The sequence below is a fragment of the Teretinema zuelzerae genome (genome assembly GCF_021021555.1).
GTDB lineage: Bacteria > Spirochaetota > Spirochaetia > Treponematales > Treponemataceae > Teretinema > Teretinema zuelzerae.
Genome location: NZ_JAINWA010000001.1, coordinates 1,400,230 through 1,421,349, shown reverse-complemented (window position 1 = coordinate 1,421,349; position 21,120 = coordinate 1,400,230). Strand labels below are relative to the sequence as shown.

16 protein-coding genes are annotated in these 21,120 nt (G+C 58.5%); 11 read left to right on the top strand and 5 right to left on the bottom strand.

The window, feature by feature from the left end; genetic code table 11:
- Positions 1–93: 93 nt before the first annotated feature.
- Entirely contained in the window at positions 94–1,413 is a 1,320-nt protein-coding gene (locus tag K7J14_RS06315; RefSeq protein ID WP_230754460.1) for a hypothetical protein, read from the bottom strand.
- A gap of 159 nt (positions 1,414–1,572) precedes the next feature.
- On the opposite strand from K7J14_RS06315, the gene K7J14_RS06310 reads away from it, so the two are divergent.
- Together K7J14_RS06310 and K7J14_RS06305 are read left to right on the top strand one after the other, a co-directional pair.
- Entirely contained in the window at positions 1,573–2,658 is a 1,086-nt protein-coding gene (locus tag K7J14_RS06310; protein WP_230754458.1) for a hypothetical protein, read from the top strand.
- Entirely contained in the window at positions 2,651–4,099 is a 1,449-nt protein-coding gene (locus K7J14_RS06305) for an HD-GYP domain-containing protein (RefSeq protein ID WP_230754456.1), read from the top strand. Before K7J14_RS06310 ends, K7J14_RS06305 begins: the two co-directional genes overlap by 8 nt.
- Positions 4,100–4,164: 65 nt before the next feature.
- Here K7J14_RS06305 and purU read toward each other — a convergent pair whose 3' ends face one another.
- Positions 4,165–5,016, bottom strand: a complete 852-nt coding sequence (gene purU / locus K7J14_RS06300) for a formyltetrahydrofolate deformylase (RefSeq protein WP_230754453.1) — start codon at positions 5,014–5,016, stop codon at positions 4,165–4,167.
- A 224-nt stretch (positions 5,017–5,240) separates the two neighbouring features.
- Positions 5,241–6,497, bottom strand: a complete 1,257-nt coding sequence (locus tag K7J14_RS06295) for an EAL domain-containing protein (RefSeq protein WP_230754451.1) — start codon at positions 6,495–6,497, stop codon at positions 5,241–5,243.
- Between the two features lie 133 nt (positions 6,498–6,630).
- Here K7J14_RS06295 and K7J14_RS06290 point away from each other — a divergent pair, with 133 nt between their 5' ends.
- Genes K7J14_RS06290 through K7J14_RS06280 form a run of 3 tightly spaced genes read left to right on the top strand, consistent with a single transcriptional unit; the run spans position 6,631 to position 11,098 of the window.
- Positions 6,631–9,843 carry an ATP-binding protein gene (locus K7J14_RS06290; protein ID WP_230754449.1) on the top strand — a complete coding sequence of 1,071 codons (3,213 nt, stop codon included), beginning with the start codon at positions 6,631–6,633 and terminating at the stop codon, positions 9,841–9,843.
- A 33-nt stretch (positions 9,844–9,876) separates the two neighbouring features.
- Entirely contained in the window at positions 9,877–10,596 is a 720-nt protein-coding gene (locus K7J14_RS06285; RefSeq protein WP_230754447.1) for a 5'-methylthioadenosine/adenosylhomocysteine nucleosidase, read from the top strand.
- A 13-nt stretch (positions 10,597–10,609) separates the two neighbouring features.
- Positions 10,610–11,098, top strand: coding sequence for an S-ribosylhomocysteine lyase (locus K7J14_RS06280; protein WP_230754445.1), 489 nt, complete (start codon positions 10,610–10,612; stop codon positions 11,096–11,098).
- On the opposite strand, the gene K7J14_RS06275 is transcribed toward K7J14_RS06280, so the two are convergent.
- Complete coding sequence (locus K7J14_RS06275; RefSeq protein WP_230754443.1) at positions 11,093–12,490, bottom strand: aldehyde dehydrogenase; 1,398 nt, start codon at positions 12,488–12,490, stop codon at positions 11,093–11,095. The two genes, K7J14_RS06280 and K7J14_RS06275, sit on opposite strands and share 6 nt — an antisense overlap.
- Before the next feature lie 92 nt (positions 12,491–12,582).
- On the bottom strand, positions 12,583–13,713 hold the full coding sequence (locus K7J14_RS06270) for an aminopeptidase (RefSeq protein ID WP_230754441.1): 1,131 nt from the start codon (positions 13,711–13,713) through the stop codon (positions 12,583–12,585).
- A gap of 61 nt (positions 13,714–13,774) precedes the next feature.
- On the opposite strand from K7J14_RS06270, the gene K7J14_RS06265 reads away from it, so the two are divergent.
- From K7J14_RS06265 to K7J14_RS06240, 6 genes are all read left to right on the top strand, one after another.
- Positions 13,775–14,509, top strand: coding sequence for an RsmE family RNA methyltransferase (locus K7J14_RS06265; protein ID WP_230754439.1), 735 nt, complete (start codon positions 13,775–13,777; stop codon positions 14,507–14,509).
- Entirely contained in the window at positions 14,506–15,291 is a 786-nt protein-coding gene (locus K7J14_RS06260; RefSeq protein WP_230754437.1) for a hypothetical protein, read from the top strand. Before K7J14_RS06265 ends, K7J14_RS06260 begins: the two co-directional genes overlap by 4 nt.
- A gap of 20 nt (positions 15,292–15,311) precedes the next feature.
- Positions 15,312–16,178, top strand: coding sequence for a hypothetical protein (locus K7J14_RS06255; protein WP_230754434.1), 867 nt, complete (start codon positions 15,312–15,314; stop codon positions 16,176–16,178).
- 38 nt (positions 16,179–16,216) lie between these two features.
- Positions 16,217–17,248 (top strand): hypothetical protein, encoded by a 1,032-nt coding sequence (locus K7J14_RS06250; RefSeq protein WP_408033975.1) that lies wholly within the window; start codon positions 16,217–16,219, stop codon positions 17,246–17,248.
- 64 nt (positions 17,249–17,312) lie between these two features.
- Positions 17,313–19,049, top strand: coding sequence for a DNA repair helicase XPB (locus tag K7J14_RS06245; RefSeq protein WP_230754430.1), 1,737 nt, complete (start codon positions 17,313–17,315; stop codon positions 19,047–19,049).
- Positions 19,050–21,113, top strand: coding sequence for a helicase-associated domain-containing protein (locus K7J14_RS06240; RefSeq protein WP_230754427.1), 2,064 nt, complete (start codon positions 19,050–19,052; stop codon positions 21,111–21,113).
- The last annotated feature ends 7 nt before the right edge of the window (positions 21,114–21,120 follow it).

Genomic DNA, 21,120 nt, shown 5'->3' with positions numbered 1-21,120 from the left:
TAAAAAACCACCGGCTCTCCTCGTATGGAGAGCCGGTTTTTTATGCGTTTTGTTGGCGTATCGAGCCATGCCGCGGCGGCGTTCGCATGGAGATTAGTTTTCCGCGCCGTCTGTCTTGAGGAATTCGCGGACCTGTTTTGCGAAGAGGGCGGTATCTGCGGGATCGGGGTAGAGGGCTGCAAAGAACGAAGGCAGGGGGCGCTCAGAGGCCGCGGCCCAGAGGCGGGCTTCGTTCGCCTGCCTGTCGGGAGCCGCCGCGGTGGAGCTTGCCGGCGCGAGTCCGGTCTTTCCGGAAAGTGTTGTCTGTTGTTCCGCGTCAAGAAGCGCGTCTTTCAGTAAAACCGCTTCCTCCCTTACGCGATTTCTTTGCGGGGCGAGCAGCAAAATCGCCGGCGCTGTAAGCGATCTCGGGGCATCTGCCTCGGTCCCCGGCATAAAAACGCTGTTGTATTTTTCCACCGTGCGCTGTGAAATCTTTCGGTGATTCGACAGGCTCATAAAAACATACGGAGCGGCCCCTGTTTCCATAAACGACTCGACGTCGCCGCGGGACATTCTGAACCATTCAGGATGAAGAAGGCCCTCACGTCTCCACCGGATCAGGTTTTCCATGACCGCGGCAAGGGCCGGGCTGCGAACCAGTTCGCCTGGCGCGGTTTCCCTGGCGGCGAGGAGGACCGACTCCCACTCCTTTTCACCGCCGAGCGCCTCCGCCAGCGCTCCGACCAAATTCAACAATGCTTCGTCTTCTCCGCCGGCGCACATGAAGGGCCAGCGGGACGGCGACTTCAGTTTTCGTGCCGAACTTTCGAGCGCTTCGAGGGTTCGCGGGCCGGCCGGTTCGCCGGTTCGAACGAGGGAGTAGTCCCAAGAAAGCTCATAGTGATCGAGCAGCAGGGGGAGCGCGTATTGCCTTCCGCCCTCGGTTCCAGCTTTCCGGATCGCCGTGGGCATGAGCAAGAGATCCTTTTGCGCGGGTAGTTTCGCGTAAGCGCCGAGCTCATCCGCGGCGGCTCCCGATCGGGTTATCAGCATATCGGTTTTCTTGAACAGTTTTATTTGCTTTCGCATCGGCAGCGATGGATCGATGGTGATGATTTTCCATTTTTTTCCGCCCGACTCCGTTTGCGCATGAGCGTATTCGGCCACCGAATTTTGAATTTCTTCGGACACATCCCTGAATCCCAGCACCGGCGGCGCGAACGCCCGCACCGCAAGCGCTCCCGCCAACACCAATCCCGCCGCCAGCAATACGGCGCTGCCGGCTATCGCGGCTATCAGCAGTTTTTTATCACGCTTTTTTCTTTCAGCGTCGGTCTTTTCCATCTTTTTGAGGGTTTTCCGCGTCTTTTCGCGGAGGGTTCTCGGGGTTTGTTTTCCGGTTCCGGCCGGTTTCTTCTTGCGTGTGGTCATGATGCGTAAGTGTATCATGGGCAAAGCGGAATTCGCTACTTGCGGGACGGACCCCTCTCCCGTTTTTTGGAGATTTTAGGAATTAAACTTGTATTTGGACGGCGGGCCATGTTAAAATTGTAAGGAACGCTTGTCCCTTATTGATTGAGCGGGGAGTCTATGAAAAATATCGCCCTTCTTGTTGCCTTTCTTGTCTGTTGTTCCTCCGCTGTGTTTTCGCAGGCAGTCGTGCCCGATGCGGTGTATCGGCAGGCGGACGCCGCCATGTCGGAAGCGGGAGCGCCCGAGCTGCCGGTTATTCTTTCTGTAAATTCGAGCAAGGCATGGATGCCGCGGCTGGAGGCCTATGTCCTGAAAAAGGCCCGCCAGCTGGTTATCGAAAACAATCTGGAACAGGCGAGCGCGCTGTCGCTTCATATCATTGATAATAATCTGGACAATATACAGGCGCTCGAGCTGTATCAGTCGATACGGACGGCGATGGTGAAGCAGGAAGCGGAAAACAAGAAGGCCGCCGAACGGCAGGCTCTTGAGTCGCATCGCCAGCAGGTAGCCGAATCGAAGATCAAGCAGGATCTTTCCAAGACGTATAAAACCGTGAACACCACGAGCGGCAAGAAAATCTATCTCGATCAGGACTTTAATTCCCATTACCGTACGATCACCTGGGAGGCTCTGCTCGGGCTGGGGAACGTTTCCTGGGGCTTGGATGACGGCGAAAGTTCGGTGAAATACGGGCTTTCCGGCGCGGCTTCCGTCTTTTACCGGGGCGAGTCCTGGATCGTCGGGATGGACGCGGAAGGCCACGGGATGATTCTGTCCTTTATGGGAACTCCTTCCGTGAATTGGGGCGCGGAGGCGGTCGGCGTGTTCTCTTCCGCTGTCTTGAACAAATATCTGGGGCTCAGGCTGGGGTATTCGTTCATGGGCATCGAGTACGGGGAGCAGGAACTTCCGGCCTTTTCTTTCCAGACCCCGGTGGTCGGCCTCGGTTTGCATGACGTGAAACTCGGCGAAACAGGCCGCCTGAAAATGGGAATAGACTATTATGCCGGGCATTTATTTGCCGATACTATAGACGCAGCCCTCGGTTTCAACTTGACGGTAACGTCCGTCATGGCGGAGCTTTCGGACTTCGACATCCATTTCCGCACCGGAATACGCGATACCTTGATGATACAAGGCGGAACGCCGGTGAACGATGTCAGGCTGATTCTTGCATTCGGGGTAGGAAACTATGAATAAAATCCGTTTTTACGTCTCTTGTCTGCTGATGTCGGCGGTTGCGCTGACGGCGTCCGTGCACGCGGTGGACATGGATCTGGTGAACCGGTATCTGAACGCAGCGAACGATCAGTATTCGGCGGGGAATTATGTAAAGGCTTTCACCTACATCAATACGGTTCTTTCTTCGTACAAGGAGGAGGCGCTTCCGCAGAACGTGGAGGTGCTCTCCGAGACGATTTATTACGGATACCTCGAACAGATCAAGAACTCGCGGGACACGGCGGCTTTTAATCGGGTAAAGGAAAAGCTCATCGAGTTTCCCTATATTTCCAGCGAGCGGATTAACCGCATTATCAAGATAATCAATACCTACGAGGCGCAGGACGTGGCCTGGGGGTCCGATCCGACGAGGCCGGCCGCCTCCGCGTCCGACGGAAACAATAATCCGATTCTGCGCAACACGCTCGAGCTCCAGCTGGCCCTGGAGGCCCTGAAGCGCGAAACTCAGGAAGCAGAGGCCGAGCGCAACGACGAGCATCAGGAGAATCTGCTGCGCACCCAGCGCGAGGCGTACGAGCGGGCGCTTACAGAGGCTCGCGAGATCTCGGGCAAGGGAAGCAAATTCGTCATATTCGGGCTGTTGCTGCTGGGCGCGGTCGTTTTCATCGTCTTTGTCGTGGTGTTGATCAATCTGGTGATGAATATGCGAAGCGTGAAAACGCAGAACGAGAAATTCATGGAGACGCTGAAGGCCGTGGCGGAAATGTCGCGCGCTCCGCAATACGGCGCTCCCGCTCTCGACGCTCTGCCGCCGCTGTATGGCGCGAACGGCGAGATGCGGCTGATCGGCAGCGCGATGAAGGAGACCGGGCTCCCGCCGCCCCCGGCTACCGAAGCGGAAAAGAAGGAACTTGCGGATCTTGCGGCGAAGTGCCGCGAGATCGGCGTGCAGATAGACCGCGCGACCGGCAGAAAGAATAATTCCAAGAACGTGGCGGAAATGGTGTTCAAGCTTGCACAAGAGATGGGGGTCGCGCAGTACGAGGCGACGCTCTTTTTCGCGGTGGCGATGGTGTACGATATCGGTTTCCTGGAAATAGACGAGGCTCTGCTGCAGGCGGACAATCTGACCGACGCGCAGAAGTACGAGATTCGCAATCACGTGAAGCAGGGCTTGGCCCAGCTTTCATTCGTGCCGGAAAAATATATGGCGGTGTTTGCCGACGGCGTGCTGATGCATCATGAGAACATGGACGGCTCGGGGTATCCGGAAGGGCTTGAAGGCTCGCGGATTCCCTTTATCGCCCGCCTTATCCATGTGGCAGAGTCGTTCAACGCGCTGATTTCCAAGCGCAACTATCGGGATATATTCGACAAGGAAACCGCGCTGAACGAGCTGCGGAAAAAAGACGGAATGTACGATCCTGACGTGCTGAACGTGCTGGAACACATTATTTGATTCGGTACACGAGCGGTTTATTTGAGGAGCGCCCCATGCGGGGCGCTTTTTTTTCGCCCGGAGGATTATTCGATGACGAAGGTTCTGCCCTGCCAGAGGAAGATGCTGTGGCTCAGGTAGCGGCGGACGGCCTCTACGATGACGGTGCGTTCGACGTCTTTTCCCATGCGGATGAACTCGTCCACCGAGCAGGTGTCCGCGACCGTAATCACATCCTGATAAATGATGGGTCCCTGGTCGAGGTCTGCGGTCGCGAAGTGTCCGGTCGCGCCGATGAGCTTTACGCCCTTTTGCCAGGCCTGGTGGTAGGGTTTCGCTCCCTTGAAGGCGGGAAGGAATCCGTGGTGGATGTTGATGACCTTCGTGTCCCAGCGCTCGCAGAACTCCGCGCTCATCACCTGCATGTAGCGGGCAAGGACGACGAGTTCGATGTCGTAGCGCGAAAGGATTTCTTCAAGATCGCGTTCGTATTCGTGCTTGCCCTTTTTAACGTCTACCTGGAAGAAGGGGATGTGGAAGGAGGTGGCGATATGGGCCAGGTCCGGATGGTTTGAAATGATGACCGGAATTTCGCAGTCCAGTTCGCCGTCGGCGTGTTTAAGCAGAATTTCATAAAGGCAGTGGCTGGTTTTGGAAACAAGGACAGCCACCTTTTTTTTCCGGTCGTTATCGAAGAACTGCCAGTCCATCGAGAATTTGGCGGCGATTTTATCGAAGGCTTCGCGGAAGCGCGCTTCTGTGAAGCCTTCGGTTCCGGCGAAGGAGACGCGGCAAAAAAACATGCCGATGTCGACTGCGGTGTGCTGGGCAAGGTTCAGGATGTTGCCGCCGGTCTCCGCGATGCAGCCGGTTACGGCCGCGATGATGCCGCTTTGGTCGGCGCAGGAGACGGTGAGGGTGAAGGTGTGCTGTGTCATGGGGTCAAGATTAGCTGGATTTGCGGGTTTCGGCAACAGGATAAAAAAAAGACCGGCCGAAAGGAGGAGGGAACGGCCGGTCCTTAGGTGAATTCACTTTGATTAATGATCACAGGCATAAATTACAAAATTTTATTCTGTTTATCAAGAGTTTATTTGAGAAAACTTTGCGGTTTTATGCGTTTTTACGCAATTCTAACGTAAATTTTTACATTTTGAAACATTTACGACTGTTTGGGAGCAGAGGGCGTCCTGATCGGCTCTTCCAGGAAATCCATGCAGAGGACGCAGGGCGCGTCGCTTTGGCAGGGCAGCTGGACCGAGAAGGTTCTGCAGAGGTTCCCGGAGGCGAGAGAGAGATATACGTCCGTCAGATATCGCTGGATTCCCAGCGCTTCGAAGCAGGCGAAGTAGGGCTTGTAGGCGTGGTCCGCTCCTCTGCGAGCGGGCTGAAAGATGCTGGGCCGGGACTGCAACCGTACGAAGGGAGAGACGATGGTTTCCGAAATCTGCACTCCCCGCGAGTCCAGGAGGTAGACGCACTCGACTTCGTCGTTCATGGCGATGAATTCCTGGAACACGAGGGTGAGGGATTCGGGATTGGTCGGGTCGATCTGGCGGATGAGCCAGTCGGCAAGCACGTTGATGTCTCCGGTCAGGCGGCGGCGGCGCCTCAGCGCGTCCATGCTTGCGGTGTGAATTTCGCCCTGCAGGATGCGCACCTGGGTCCGCGTGGCCTCTTCCAGGCGGGGGATGTCCGGGGATGGGCATGCGATGGCGAAGCCCTGGAAGAGGTCTACGCCCAGAAGGTGGCAGGTCTTTATTTCGGCGAGGGTTTCCACTCCTTCCGCGAGGCAGAGGGAGCCGGTCATTTCGGCCAGGGAATGGATGGATTTCAGGATGGACTGGCGGTACGGGTCGTTTTCTATGCAGGAGATGATGCTGCGGTCAACCTTGATGATGTCCGGGTGAATCTGGATAAGCCGGTCGATGTTCGAATGTTCGCAGCCGAAGTCGTCTATTACGATCAGGAATCCCGAGTCGCGGTATTTCCTTACAAAGGACATCAGCTCGTCCGGGGAGGAGGCCTTGGATTCGATCAGTTCAAGGCCGATGTTTTCCGGATCGAAGCCCATCTGGCGGCTGATCGTTCCGATGTGGTGCGTCTCGTTGTCCCGGGAGGATATTACTGAGGTGTTGATGTTCATGAACATCATTGCTTCCGTGTTTGTATGGAATTTCCGGAAATTCTCCAGGGCCTTTTTCCGGCACAGGAGGTCGAACTCGAGCGAGCAGGTTTCCCTGTCTGCCTGGGCGAACAGGGCGCAGGGGTCGATCAGGCTGCGGCTTTCATCCCTGATCCCGCGAGTGAGCGCTTCGTACGCGAAGATCTCTCCGGTTTTTAGACTGACAATCGGTTGAAAAAAGGTGCAGATCCGTTCATCGCGGATGATGTCTGACAAAAGAAAATCGTCGCTCATACCTGGGATTATCGGCAGGATACGCAAAAGCTTTTCGGGCGATCCTGTAAATTCTGAAAAATCAGTCTGACTCGCGGCGATTATCAGGGGTGAAAATTGATAATTATGGAGATTCCGTATATACTGTACGCCTATGGGAAAAAGTGACGACCCGTATCCGTCAGACAACCCTGTGTACGCAGAAACCCTTCTTGAAATGACCCCGAACCTGGTCGTATTTCTAGACACAGACAATCATGTTCAAAAAATGAGCAAAGCCGCACGGCTCATGTTCGGGATTGCCGATTCCGCCTCGTGCGACGGCGTCTCGATTTTCGATATCGTGAAAAACCAGGTTCTTGTTCTGCTTATCCGCAAATGGTTCGAGAAGCTCAACAAGGGCCTGCCCGTAGACGAGACCTTTCCCCTCGACCGGCTCGGTACGAACCAGTACGAGTGGTTTCAGGTTAAGGCTTCCCGGGTAGAACACGGCGGCCGCATAGTCGGCAAGGTCTTTTTCATTACCGATGTAAGCCTCTTATATTCCCAGAAGAAAATTCTGGACACCCTTCTCGTATCTTCTCCCGCCGACATCTTTGTATTCGACCGGAATCTGCAGATTCTGGTGGTCAGCGATTCCGTCGCCCGCGCGAACGGATTTTATTCTTGGCGCGACCTGGCGGGCAGGAACCTGAGGGAGCTTCCCAAGCTCGATATTCCCTTTGTGGAAAAGATTCTCGATACCGCCATCCTGGACGACGAACCCGTTCATCAGGTGGTCAAGCACAAGGATCCCCGCGGAGACATCCGCTGGCTCTATGTGGACGTCCGCACGATCAAGTCTACCGCCGGAGTCTTCGGCTATATCATGACGCGGTTCGATATCACCCGGGAAATCAAGCCCAAGGCGATTCTCGACGCGTTGATGGAGTCGACCTCGGACGCGATCGCCATCGTAAACCCCGAAGGAATCGTAGAGTACGCCTCGCAGCCGCTGGTGACGAATCTCGGCTTCCACGACTGGCGCACCGTGATCAACAAGCCCTGGTCGTTTCTGTTCAGGAACGCCGGCCCCGATCAAAGCAAGTTCGCCGAGCTTTTCGCCGGCGAAACGACGGGCTCGCGGCAGGGAACCATATCGGTGGGAACGGGCGATTCGAGCCAGTTCTACAACTACCGCATCGACCGCCTCCACTACCAGGATCAGGAGTTCGGCCTCATCGCCATCGCTTCGAACACTACCGAACTGGTGCAGGCCCGCGAACGGGCGGAAGCCGCCGTCAGGGCGAAGGCCGCCTTCCTCGCGAACATGAGCCACGAGCTGCGGACTCCGATGAACGCGGTGCTCGGCATGAACGAGCTGCTTTCACGCACGACGCTGAACTCGCTGCAGAAAAACTACTCGGAGCATATCCGATCTTCGGCGACCATGCTTCTTTCCATCATCAACGATATTCTCGACTTCTCCCGCATCGAAGACCGCAAGCTTGAACTGAGCGAGGCGGTGTACTCGGTGTCTTCGACGCTGCACGACGTGATCAACCTCGTTGCGGTGAAGGTTTCCGAAAAGGAATTGTCTTTTACCGCCGACATCGATCCGACCCTGCCCTCGCGGCTTATCGGCGACGAGCTGCGCGTGAAGCAGATTCTCGTAAATCTGCTCAATAACGCGGTGAAATTTACGGAATCGGGAGAGGTGAACCTGGCGGTGACCGCCGTGCGATCAAGCGACGGACAGTCGGTCTGGATCAATTACCGGGTGCGGGACACCGGGCCGGGAATTCCGAAAGCGCGGCAGGCGGAGCTGTTCGGCCGGTTCAACCGCATCGAAAGCGATTCCAACAAGGGCATCGAAGGCTCAGGTTTGGGCTTGGCGATCTGCAAGGGCTTGGTGACGCTGATGAAGGGGTCCCTGACGCTGGAAAGCGAAGAGGGCGCGGGTTCGACCTTTACCGCCGGCTTCGCCCAGAGAATCGCTTCTGGCGCCGAACCCCTGGCGGTGTTCCGTCTTGCCTCTTCCGTCAGGTTGCTGGTATTCGACACCGATCCGTATACGGTGGCTTCCATTCGCCAGATGGCCGGCTACGGCAAGTTCGAGGTCGATTTCTGTTCCGATCCGGACGATTTCACCGCGCGCCTCATGAACAACAGGGATCGCCGGGCCGGAGCCGGCTGGACCCACGTTATATTCGAGTACAAGTCCGGCTACGACCGGGCTATGGTCAACGTATCCTCGCATCCCGGAACCCGCTGGCTCGCGCTTCTTTCAATGACCGACTTCATCGGCAAGGGAAAGGATCCCGCGATAGACTTCACCTTCAAACCGCTGGTCGTATCCACTTTCGCACGCTTCATACAGGGCGACCGCGTCGATTTCAGCGAAAGCCTCCCGCTGGTCAATTCCATGGGGATTCAGCCGATCTACTTCAGGGCGACGGGAGTGAGCGTTCTGGTGGTGGACGACAGCGCGGTGAACCGGAAGGTCGCCGAAGGATTCCTGCAAACCCTCGACGTGCGCTGCGACGAGGCTGAAAGCGGTTTGGACGCCGTGCAGAAAGCTTCGCGGTATCGCTACGATCTTATTTTGATGGATCATCTGATGCCCGGAATGGACGGGTTGGAAGCGACCGCGAAGCTCCGCGAGATTCCGGGATACCGGGAGGTTCCCATTATCGCGCTGACCGCGAACGCCGGATCTGCCTACGAACAAATGTACCGGAAAGCCGGCATGAACGATACGATTTACAAGCCCATCGAATTCAACGCCTTCGTCCGGTGCCTGAAAAAGTGGCTTCCGCCGATGAAGATCGAAGGATACGGGCGTCCGGCGGCGCAACCGGGGACCGGCGCGGTTTCGGAATCCGCCGCCGAAGGGCCGATGGTCGGAGGGCGCAAGGACGCCTCTCACCTGTTGATCGGCGAACGGGAAATGGAGCCCCGGGCGTCTGCTTCTGTTGCCGGCGCTCCTGGAGGCGCCGGGCAATCGGAAGCCCAACGCTCCGGCGAACAGCCGAAGGGCGGGTGGATTCCCGGCCTTGACCGGGACACCGGCATCGGGTATACAGGGTCTCTGCAAAATCTGGAAATGATACTGAAGGTATTCAAGCGCACCGGGCCGAAGATGCTCGACCAGCTTGAGTCCGGCCGCAAGAGCGGCAGTTTGACGCAGTTCCGCACCGCGGTCCATGCGCTCATTTCCAGCGGCGCCAATATCGGAGCGCTCGAGCTGTCGTCATGCGCGCGGGATTTGGAGCAGGCGATCATCGCGGGGAAGACCGAGGATATCGACCGTCTGTATCCGGATCTGCACGGACAACTGGAAGGACTCATTTCTTCCGTCTCCGCGCATTTTGACAATCAGGGCTGAGCGCCCGCGCGGGGGCTTCCCCGGGGAGTATGAATGAAAATCGGAATAATCGGAGCGGAAAAGCAGGAAGTAGAACTGCTGTACCGCGAGCTTGAAGCGTCGGGAAAGCCGGTCGATGTGCGCCGGAGGGCGAACCTCGAGTTTCATCAGGGCTTTATTGACGGAAAGCCGGTCGTCGTCGTGTGCTGCGGCGTGGGAAAGGTCAACGCGGCCCTCTGCGCCCAGGTGCTGATCTGCGACTTCGGCGTGGACGCGATCGTGAACACGGGCTCTGCCGGCGGCCTTGCCGAAGGGCTCAACGTGCTTGATATGGTCGTTTGTACCGACGCCGTGCAGCATGACTTCGATACGACTCCCTTCGGATACGCGGCTGGGCAGATTCCCGGAACGGAAAGCCCCTTTTTCAAGGCCGATCAGTCGATGCGCGATAAAGCCCTTGCCGCTTTCAGCCGCGTTTCCCCGCGGTTCGAAACGCCGTCCCGCATGATTCCCGGACGAATCGCTACCGGCGACGCTTTTATATCCAATCCGGCGGCGCGGGACCGAATCGTCTCCCACTTTTCTCCGGCATGCGTGGAAATGGAAGGCGGCGCCGTTGCCCAGGCGTGCGTCGCGAACGGGACTCCCTTCGTAATCATCCGCAGCATTTCGGATCTCGCCGGACACGAGGCCGACATGTCCTACGCGGATTTTTCCCGCCAGGCCTCGCATCGGAGCGCCGCCGTCGTTATCGATTTTGTGAAGCATCAATAAGGAAGATAAGAAGATGAAAGAAGCGCGCAATGTTGAAAGTTTCAGCCTGGATCATACGAAGGTGCGGGCGCCCTACGTCCGCCTCGCCGGCAAGAAAACCGGCCCCAAGGGAGATATCGTCACCAAATTCGACGTGCGGTTCTGCCAGCCGAACGAAGAGGCAATCCCGATGGGCGCCCTGCATACGCTTGAACATTTGATGGCCGAATATATCCGCGATGAAATCGACGGAGTCATAGACCTGTCCCCGATGGGCTGCAGAACGGGCTTTTATCTGGCCGTGTTCGGCGAGCCCGGCGAAGAGGCCGCCGCGAAGGCGCTTCGGGCTGTTCTGTCCAAAGTAGCCGCCTGGCCCGACTCCGAGGCTGTTCCCGGAGTCGATCCGGTCATGTGCGGCAACTGGAAGGAGCACGACCTTGCCGGCGCCCGCGTGTGGGCCGCGAAATGGGTGGCGGGAATCGACCGAAAGGGCTGGTCCTGCTACCCCGATTCCTCCTTATAGGAACGGCCTCCAGCGGCGGTATTTCCCCGCGAAGGGCGCGTACCGCAGCGGCACGTCTATCAGCGTGGAGCGATCCACGATTCCTTTTATCCTGCTGAAAGCATCGAAACTCGTTTTACCGTGATACCCGCCCATTCCGCTCGCGCCGGTTCCGCCGAACGGAATCTGGTGGGTCGCCACGTGCATGATAGTGTCGTTTACGCAGCCGCCGCCGAAGGGGATACCCTCGGTGAATCGTTTGATCTGGGCCCTGTCTTTGGAAAAAATATAGAGGGCTAGCGGTCGCGGCCTGGAAAGGATGCGCTCGCGTATTTCGTCTTCCCTGTCCCACGAAATGATCGGCATGATCGGTCCGAAGATTTCCTCCTGCATGATCGGGTCGTTCCAGTCCGCGTTGTCGATTATGGCGGGCCTGATCCGCATAGTCTCTTCGTCGGTCTGGCCTCCCCACGCGAGTTGAGCGTTTCTGCCGGAAGCTCCCGCTTCTGTTATGAGCGTTGAGAGCCGGGTAAAATGATGGCGGTTGACGATATGCGGGAACTCGGGGTTCGCTTCGGGTTTTTCTCCGTAAAACCGGACGATCCATTTCTTTGAAGCTTCTATGAAGCTGTCCTTGACGTCGCGGTGTACCAGAAAGTAGTCCGGAGCAACGCAGGTTTGGCCGGAGTTTATGCATTTCCCCCACACGGCCCGTTTCGCCGCGAGGTCGATGTCCGCGCTGCGGTCTACGATGCAGGGGCTTTTTCCGCCGAGCTCGAGGGTGACGGGGGTGAGGTTTCTCGAGGCGCTCTGCATGACAAGCTTGCCTACCTCAACGCTGCCGGTGAAAAATATGTAGTCGAAATGCTGTTCCAGGAGGTCCTGATTCACCGAACGGCCGCCTTCCACGACGGCGATGTATTCGCTCGGAAAAATTTCGTCGATCATGCGGGCGATCAGGGCCGAGGTCGCCGGCGAGTAGGCCGACGGCTTAACTATCGCGGTGTTCCCCGCGCCGATCGCGCCGACCAGCGGCATGAGTGTAAGCTGGAACGGATAGTTCCAGGGCGACATGATGAGGCACACTCCGTGGGGATCTTTGATCATCCGCTCTTTCGCGGGAAAATTGAATAATCCGGCGTTCTTCGAAACGGTTTTCGACCACTTGCGGAGATTCCGCTTCATGAGTTCGATTTCGCCGAGGACGAGGACGACCTCGGTGGTGAATGCCTCGAAATCCGATTTTCCCAGATCGGCATGCACCGCTTCGAGAATTTGGGATTCTCTTTCGCGAATTGCCCGGGATAAACGGTCCAGGGCCTCCTTCCTGAAGGCGACGGATCTGGTGTTTCCTGCGTTGAAAAACGAACGCTGCCTGGCTACGAGAGCCTGCACCGGTAATGACTCGCTCATGGGGACTCCTTTTTCAGCGGCCCTTGCGATTTAGTCCGCCGGGGCCCGGAGAGATGCCGGGCGCAACGGTCGGCCGTGTCCGGTGTCTCTGTTCAGTTATCTACGGGATTTTCGAACTGAGGCTCTAAAATCCCCTGCCGTTCTATTACGACCTTCGAACCGTCGAGCTTGGTTACCTCGATGGTGGGATTGCGCACCAGGCAATCGAGGTGGATCATAGCTTCGGCATCGTTGTCGTAGTTGCTGCCGATGGCGAAGTGGCAGGTATGGAAGGCTTTCTCGTCCTCCAGCATGTTGCCCTTGATGCGGGCCGCCGGATTCAGGCCGATTCCCAGCTCTCCCAAACCTCTCGCGTTGCGCGCGTAGGATTCTCCTTCCTCCGCGGTGAGCTTGCCTGCGGCGGCGAATTCCTTTGCCTTCTGTTCGCCCGCTTCGAGGGACTTCTGGAGCAGCTCCGCTTCGCGTCCGCCCGATATCGACGTGATGTAACCGTTTTCGAAGACGACCGTTACAGGTTTTTTCGAGATGATGTCTTTGTCCGTGAGGCTGAGGGAGCCGTCGAACACGATGACGCCTTCGCTCTTCCCCGGCAGCGGGCTGATGAACACTTCACCGGCCGGGATGTTTCCGCCTGAGCCGCCTTCGGCGAAGTCGCCGTCGTCGCTCATGGGCGTTCTTCCCTCGACCGGCACGACTATGTCCGTTCCTCCGGGTGCGGTAACCCTGATGCTGAGGGCGTTTTCCATGGCGCGGCAAATGGCCCTGCAACGGCGCTGGAGCAGGGGATAATCGATTCCCGCGGTGCGGCGGAACATGTCTATCGTAATGCCCGGAGTCCAGATTGCCCGGAGCGTTTTAAGCTCGTCCATCTGATAGTGGAAAATATGGTCGATCTTCCGGCCGTTGGCCGCGGTCCAGGGCTTCTCCATTCCGAGAGAGTCCTTTCCCATCTTGTTCGCCGACACCGAGGCGCAGGCGGCCGGATTCGCATTGAACGCGGCGAGGGCGGCGCGGTTCGCGTAGTCGAGCTGGGTTTTCTCGGGCTGGAAGACGATGGTCGCCTCGGCGCCTTCGGCCAGGGCCGCGTCGTAGAGGGCGCGGGAAATAGCGGCTACGTCTCCGTCGGGATTGGTGATTATCAGGAACTGTTCGCCTTTCTTGAGGGCGAGTACGTCTTTCACGATGATTCGGGCGGCTTGCCCGATTTTCTGTTTTGTCGGCATGGGTTTAATGTATGCTCCTCGGTATGAAAAGTCAAATCTCTCTGATATACTGCCGCCTGTCATGAATATCATTCTTTTCGACGGCGACGGGTTCTTCCCTCCCCGCGATCCCCGCTATCTGCATATCAAGAAAATTCTCCGCAAGAACGCAGGCGACTCGTTCCGGTGCGGCATGAGAAACGGCCCGGAAGGAACCGCCTTCATCAGGTCTCTGGACGAGCAGGGCCTCTGCTTCGATTTTACCCCTGAGCGTCCGATGCGGCCGCTGTTTCCGGCGCATCTGATCATCGGCTTTCCCCGTCCGATCCAGCTCAAGCGGCTTCTCCGCGACGTCGCCAGTCTCGGCGTTTCGTCCGTTACGCTGACGGGGACGGAGCTGGGCGAGAAATCCTACCGCGACTCCACCCTGGTCGACAGGGGAGCCGCGGCGGCCGCCCTGGAGGAAGGCTGCGTGCAGGCCGGCGGGACGGCGATTCCACGGCTGGAGATGACCGATACGCTGAAAGAGGCTGTCGCCTTGTATTCGGCCTTTCCCTCCGCGGGGATTCTCCTCGATACGGCAGGCTCCGCGGGAAGCCTTTTGAAGGCGCCGCTTGCCGGGATAACGGCGGAAAATCCGCTGGTCATGGCCATCGGAAGCGAACGCGGATGGACGGCAGGTGAACGGGCCTTTTTCGCCGAGTCCGGTTACCGTACGTACTCGCTCGGTCCGCGAATCTTGCGGACTGAAACGGCCGCGACGGCGGCTATCGCGCTCGCCCTTGCCGGAGCGGGCTTTTGGGAGGAAAATCGATGAATCAGGATCAGATAAAAGAACTCTTGCTGAAAATTCAGAATACCGAGCTTGATTTTACCGTCACCATGACCGGTAAAACAAGCAAAAAGGTGAACGGCCTCTATAAGCCCGACACGCGGGAAATCCTCCTGCACAACAAGAACTTCGACGACGAAAACCAGCTCATTTATACGGCGATCCACGAATACGCCCACCATTTGCAGTGCGAGGCCGACGGCCCCCTGCGCTCCGGCAGGAGCCATACCGCATCCTTCTGGGCGCGCTTCCACGGCCTTCTGGAAAAGGCCGAGCGGGACGGGCTCTATCAGATCGGGCTTGAAAAATCGGACGAGCTCAACAAGCTCACCGAGGAGATCAAGTCGAAGTATCTGGCTGAAAACGGACGGCTGATGAGCGAGCTGGGGCGCCTGCTCGCGAAGGCGCATGCCCTGTGCCGGGACGCCGGGGTCCGCTACGAGGATTATATCGACCGGGTGTTGTGCCTTCCCCGCGCCGCCGCGAAGACGGCCGTCCGGGTGAGTTCTCTCAACGTGAACCCTGCGCTCGGCTACGAGACGATGAAGATCGTCGCCGCCCAGAGCACTCCGGAAAAGCGGCAGGCCGCCGAGGAGCAGTTCATGGCGCGCAGAAGCCCCGACGCGGTGAAGGTCAACCTCGCGAAAAAGATCGAGGACGAGGACCCGAAGGACCGTCTGGAAAAAGAAAAGAAACGGCTTGAAAAGACGATCGCCATGTTGACGGCCCGCCTTGACCAGGTCGAACAGAGCCTTTCGAACATGTAAGCCGGAAAGGAGGACATCGAATGGGCACCAACAAAGCGCTGTGCGTTTTCTTCTCCGCTGCGTTCTATTGCGCGTTCGCGGCCTTCGCGGCGGCTCAAACGATCCCTTCTGTTTCGGTGCCCGCGATTCCTCCGATTACGCTGCCGGCCGTTCCCTCTCCTCCTGCGCCTCCCTCGCCACCTGCTGCCGGCTATTCCGGGAATACCAGCGCCGAGGCTGAGGCCGCCCCGAAAAAAGCTTCGCCCAAGGCGAGCAGTCTTCCCTCAAGCGCTGAGGGACTCCTTTCGGGAGCGGGGCTCTTCGGCGGCCTTGAGTCCTTGCTTGGAATCGAGGGCGCCCTTCCGAAGCAATCGGACGACGCGGCCCTTCTCCGGCTGGTCGAGCTGATGGAAAAGCAGCAGGCCGAGCTCGAGGACGCCCGGAGATCAGAAGCCCCGGCGAAGGCTGATTCCGGCGCGACGCCCGCAGGTTCCGGGGCGCAACGACCGGAGCGGGCCTGTCTTGAGCGGCTTTCGATCGGCGGGCGCGATTATCTGCAGGCGTTAAGTTCTCACGTATCCTCCGCGCCCGCGAAAAGCGGCTCCTTCCTGGTGAGCGCGGAACGCAGGCTCTCCGGGGGCGCAGGAAGTATGGAAATCGTGTATTTCGTGTGCAAGCCACATGCCTCCCGTTCTGAAACAGGAGATGAAAAATGGTCGCTGTTCGTCGATGTCGCGCAGGCTGACTCGAATTCCCCGTCGATATTTTGGACCCTTGCTCAGGAGTCTCCCCTGGACGGAGTTCAATACGGGGACCTGATCGTGTTTCGACGCGCCAAGGCCGATGCGGCGGACGTAAAACCGGCGATAGATATAGCGATCCGCCTCCCTTCTTCTACAGTTCCCTGAACGCCCTTCCGATATATAAGGGAGGAGCGGATATGAACATGTGTACGCAGCCCCGCCGGTTCAGGATCGCGGTGCTTTTTTTATTGTGCGTTGCCGGCGCTTTGGCGGCTGAGAGCGGAGTCGTGTTGTTGGACGGAATGAATCGGCCTCAGAACGCGCCCCGCTTCAGTCCTCTGTTTCCTCATGCGCTGACCCAGGCCGGCGCGGTTGAAATCGCGTCGTCGGCGGGACTTTCGGGAGACTACGTTCTTACCCGCGAGGAAGCGGAGTCGCTGAGAGCCGAGTCGCCGCGTCTGCAATCGGTTCTGTTGAACAACGATATATTCGCGATTTACGGGAAGCCGGGAGCCCGCTCCATGGGGCTTCTGGGCCAGCATTCGCTCGAGGGAATCGAGCCGATCATGAAGGAGTTCGTTCAGGCCTACGACGAGGCGAACGGAATCCGGGGCATTATTCCCGCGTTCTACATTATCTACGGAACCGTGTGGCCGGAAGGCAAGATCGGAATTCTTCAGGACGCGGTAACGCGCTCGTACATCGAATTCGCGGCGGCGCGCGGCTGGTACGTCTACCTCGATCATCAGATCGGACGGTACTCGGTCGACGACGCGATGAAAAAGCTCCTTCCCTGGCTGAAATATCCGAACGTGCATCTCGCCCTGGATCCTGAGTGGCGCACCGAAAAGCCGATGCAGGAAATAGGGTACGTTACCGCCGAAGAATTGAACCGGGCGCAGAAAATGATGGAAGACTACATGATCGAACACGGCTTGCCGGGACGGCGCATGCTGGTCGTTCATCAGTTCAAGCCGAAGATGATATCGAACCGTCCCGCGGTAAGAAGCGATTTCGACCTGGTTCAGCTCATCCACTGCGCTGACGGTTTCGGTTCTCCCTCCCTGAAAAAAAATACGTACGCGTTCAACGCCCTTGCCGCGAACATGCCGCTGAAATCTTTCAAGCTCTTTCTCAAGCCGACCGTAGCCGGCGCCGGCTGGGACCAGCCGCTCATGACGCCCCAGGAAGTTCTCAGCCTCGATCCTCGGCCCTATCTCATCATGTATCAATAGAAAAGATACTAACTTCTGTAATCCCCTTGCCCTCGCGGGCTCGGGGCGGATACAATAGCCTGTTATGCCGATAGACCCAACGAACCCGCTCATCATACAGGGAGACCGCTCCATACTCCTGGACGTTCACGCTCCGCGTTCGGAAGAGGCGCGTTCCGCGCTCATCCCCTTCGCCGAACTGGAAAAATCCCCCGAACATCTGCACACCTACCGCATTACGCCCCTTTCGCTCTGGAACGCGGCGAGCGCCGGCTTCACCCCGGACCAGATCGCCGGAATTCTGGAAAGCCTTGCGCGCTTTCCGGTTCCGACGGCGGTGAACAAATGGATCATCGAGACGATGAGCCGGTTCGGCAAAATCCGCATGATACCCGACGCTCCTGCGGAGACCGGGGAAGGCGAGGCCGCCCTCCCGGAGTTTCTCTGGCTCGTCACCGATTCGCCCCTTATATTCCGCGAACTCGCCGCCTCGGCCGTCATGGCGAAATATCTGTTGCCCGACCCGGACGGGGCGTTCCGCTTCCGTCTCGGAGTGCTGCACCGGGGAACGGTAAAGCAGGAGCTTCTCCGGCTGGGCTGGCCGGTAAAGGACGAGGCGCCGCTGAGGGACGGAGAGCCGCTCGACATCGCTCTTGCTCCCGCGTGCCGATCGGGGAAGCCGCTGACGATCCGCGATTATCAGAAAAAAGCGGCCGAGGCGTTGGTCGGCGACCGCGGGCCGGGCACCGGCTTCGGAACCATAGTGCTTCCCTGCGGAGCCGGTAAAACCGTCGTCGGCATGACCGTCATGTCCATGCTTAAAACCAACACCCTCATTCTCACTACCAACGTCGCCGCCGTCCACCAGTGGATCGGCGAGCTCTTGGACAAGACGGATCTCGATCCGGCGGACATCGGCGAATATACCGGCGACGTGAAAACCGTGCGTCCGGTAACGGTCGCGACCTATCAGATACTCACCTGGCGGCCCGAAAAAGACGCGCCCTTTCCGCACTTCAGCCTGTTCCGCGAGCGGCCCTGGGGGCTCATCATCTACGACGAGGTGCATCTGCTGCCCGCTCCCGTGTTCCGGGTAACCGCCGAGCTGCAGACCGTTCGGCGGGTCGGACTCACCGCGACCCTGGTGCGCGAGGACGGCTGCGAGGGAGACGTGTTCAGCCTGGTCGGGCCGAAGCGGTACGACGTGCCCTGGAAGGATCTGGAGGGGCAGGGCTGGATCGCGACCGCGCTGTGCACCGAGATTCGGGTTGAGCTCGATCCGTCCAAGGAAATCGAATACGCCGTCGCGAACCAGCGGCAGAAATACCGCATCGCAAGCGAAAACCCCGCCAAGCTCTCGGTGATCAGGGCTTTGCTGGGCCATCACGCCGACGATTCGAAGCTGGTCATCGGCCAGTACATCGACCAGCTTGAAAAGCTCGCCGCCGAACTGGGCGCGCCTATCATCACCGGCAAGACGCCGAATGCGGAGCGCGACGTAATTTACGGGCGGTTCAAAAAGGGCGAGATTAAAACGCTGGTAGTATCGAAGGTCGCAAACTTCGCGATCGATCTGCCGGACGCCTCGGTCGCGATTCAGATTTCCGGAACCTTCGGCAGCCGTCAGGAAGAGGCGCAGCGCTTGGGCCGGATTCTGCGCCCCAAGGAAAAGGATTCGCATTTTTATACCATCGTTACCGGCCAGTCCGTGGAAGAGGAATTTGCGGCGAACCGCCAGAAATTCCTCGCCGAGCAGGGCTATGAATATTCGATCATCCGCTGGGAAGAAGACTCCGGGCTGATCATCCGCGGAGGCGCGTAAATGAATCCTGAAGCGGTCGTCGAGTGGCGGGAGGCTCTGGTCCGTTTGACGGATCAGCATTTTTTCGATCTGATGCGCATGTATCTGGGCGTCATCAAGACGCCGTTCAATAAACAGCGTTTGATAGAAGAACTTTCTTCCTTCCTCAGGCGGAAGGAAAACCGCGACCGCATTCTGTCCCTGTTGGACGATTTCGATCTGATGATTCTCTCGGCTGTCGAGCTGCTTCCCAATCCGAGCCAGCAGAAGATGGTGTCCCTGTTCGCCGGCGGCAGGTCTTTTCCGGAAATATACGAGCGCATTCTGAACCTTGAGGAGCGGCTTCTGATTTATCGCCGCGCAGACGCCGATTTGCGGCGGTACGCCCTAAACCCGCTGCTCGAGGATGCGCTCCGCCCCCGGCTCGGCCTCGGCTGCCTGCTTTCGCCCGAAACTCTTTCTTTCGCCGCGCCCGCCGACCCCCCTCTCGACGACCTGACATTCGCGGCTCTCTACAGTTTTTTCCTGCATCAGGGCGAAGCCGTCCGCATGGACGGCACCTTCCGCAAACGGGCTCGCGAAGCCCTCGACGCCTCGTTTCCGCGGCTCGCCGCCGTTCGCGGCTCGGTCGACATGATCGTATTCGCGTTCCAGAATCTGGGGCTTCTCGTTCGGTCGGAAGGGATGCTGATTCCGTCGCGTTCCCGCTGGGAGCAGTTCGCGGAGCTTTCGCCCCTTGACCGCCTCGCCTGGCTCGCTTCGGCCGGAGCCGGGAAGGCCTCCCGCGCCGCGATGCACGAGCGGGCTTCGTTCTTTGTCGAATTCCTTCAGCTGTTGACTCCCGGGGCCGGCTACCGGAAGTCGTCCCTGGCGCGGCTTGCCTTTATTCTCTCCGAAAACGCCTCGGCTTCCGCCGTTGCGCACCGCCAGGGCCGCTTCGCTTCGATGATCCGCGAGCAGGAATCCCTGTCCGCCGACGAAGCCTCCCGCTCGGATTTCGTTCAATCCGCCCTCTATCTGGGTTTGCTCGCAGAAAACGACGGCCTCTATTGCGTGAATCCCGCATTCGCGACGCTCGCTGATGCCGAGCCCGCTTCGTCCGGCATATTGATTTCTCCGACCTTCGAAGTAACCGTGATGCCCGGCATCCATCTGCGGGATCTGCTTCCCGCTGCCGCCGCTCTGGAGGTGCGCGACGTACAGACGCTTGCCCACTTCGAGCTTACCCGGCGCTCTTGCGCGGCCGCCTTCGAGCAGGGGCAGAACGCGGAGAGCCTCGCCGCCCTTTTTTCCGCGAAGTCTCTGCAGCCCCTTCCCCAGAACATCGCCTTCAGCATTGCGGACTGGTTTCGCGCCTATGCGTCGGTGTCTCTCTATCACGGCTACGTGCTCCGCGTCGACGAGAGCCGCCGCGCGTTATTCGAGAACACGCCCGCCCTGTCCGCCCTTATCAGGAAAACTCTCGCGCCCGGAGTGTATCTTCTGGATGTGAACGACGCCTCTGAAATTTCAGAGGCGTTCGAGGCGTCCGGCCTGGATGCCCCGGGACTCTCGACTCCGGAGTCTCATCGCGACTCCCTTCCGTTCCCCTCCGCGGCGTCGAAGCAGGTCCTCTCTCGCTCAGCTTCGGCCCCGGCAGCACAGGCGGCGGAGCTGCCGCCCGACTATGCTGAAGATTTGAAGCTTGCGCTCGAAGACATGGATATGGACGAAGACAGCCGGGACGCTCTGCGCTCCCGCATAGAGCGGAGAATTATCCTCTCGCCTTCCCAGCTGGTGCCGGATTCGGTGCGCGTGGAAAAAGTGGAAGCCCGCGGAATGGATTTTCTCGGAAAGATAAAGATCGCGGAATACGCGCTTGCCGTCGGCTCCCTTCTGGAGATTGAAACCGATTCCGGTTCCGAGGGCTCGGCGATTCTCGGCCGCCCCGAGTCCATGGAAAAGCGCACCGGCGACGTCATTCTCACGCTTATTCGCGAGCCCGACGGAATCGAGGAAAAAGTTTCCCTGGGAAAAGCCTTGCTGGTGCGCCGCATCCGCGGCTCCATATTCTCGGAAATTTCCCGGGTTCGCCCTTCCCGCTGATTCTTTG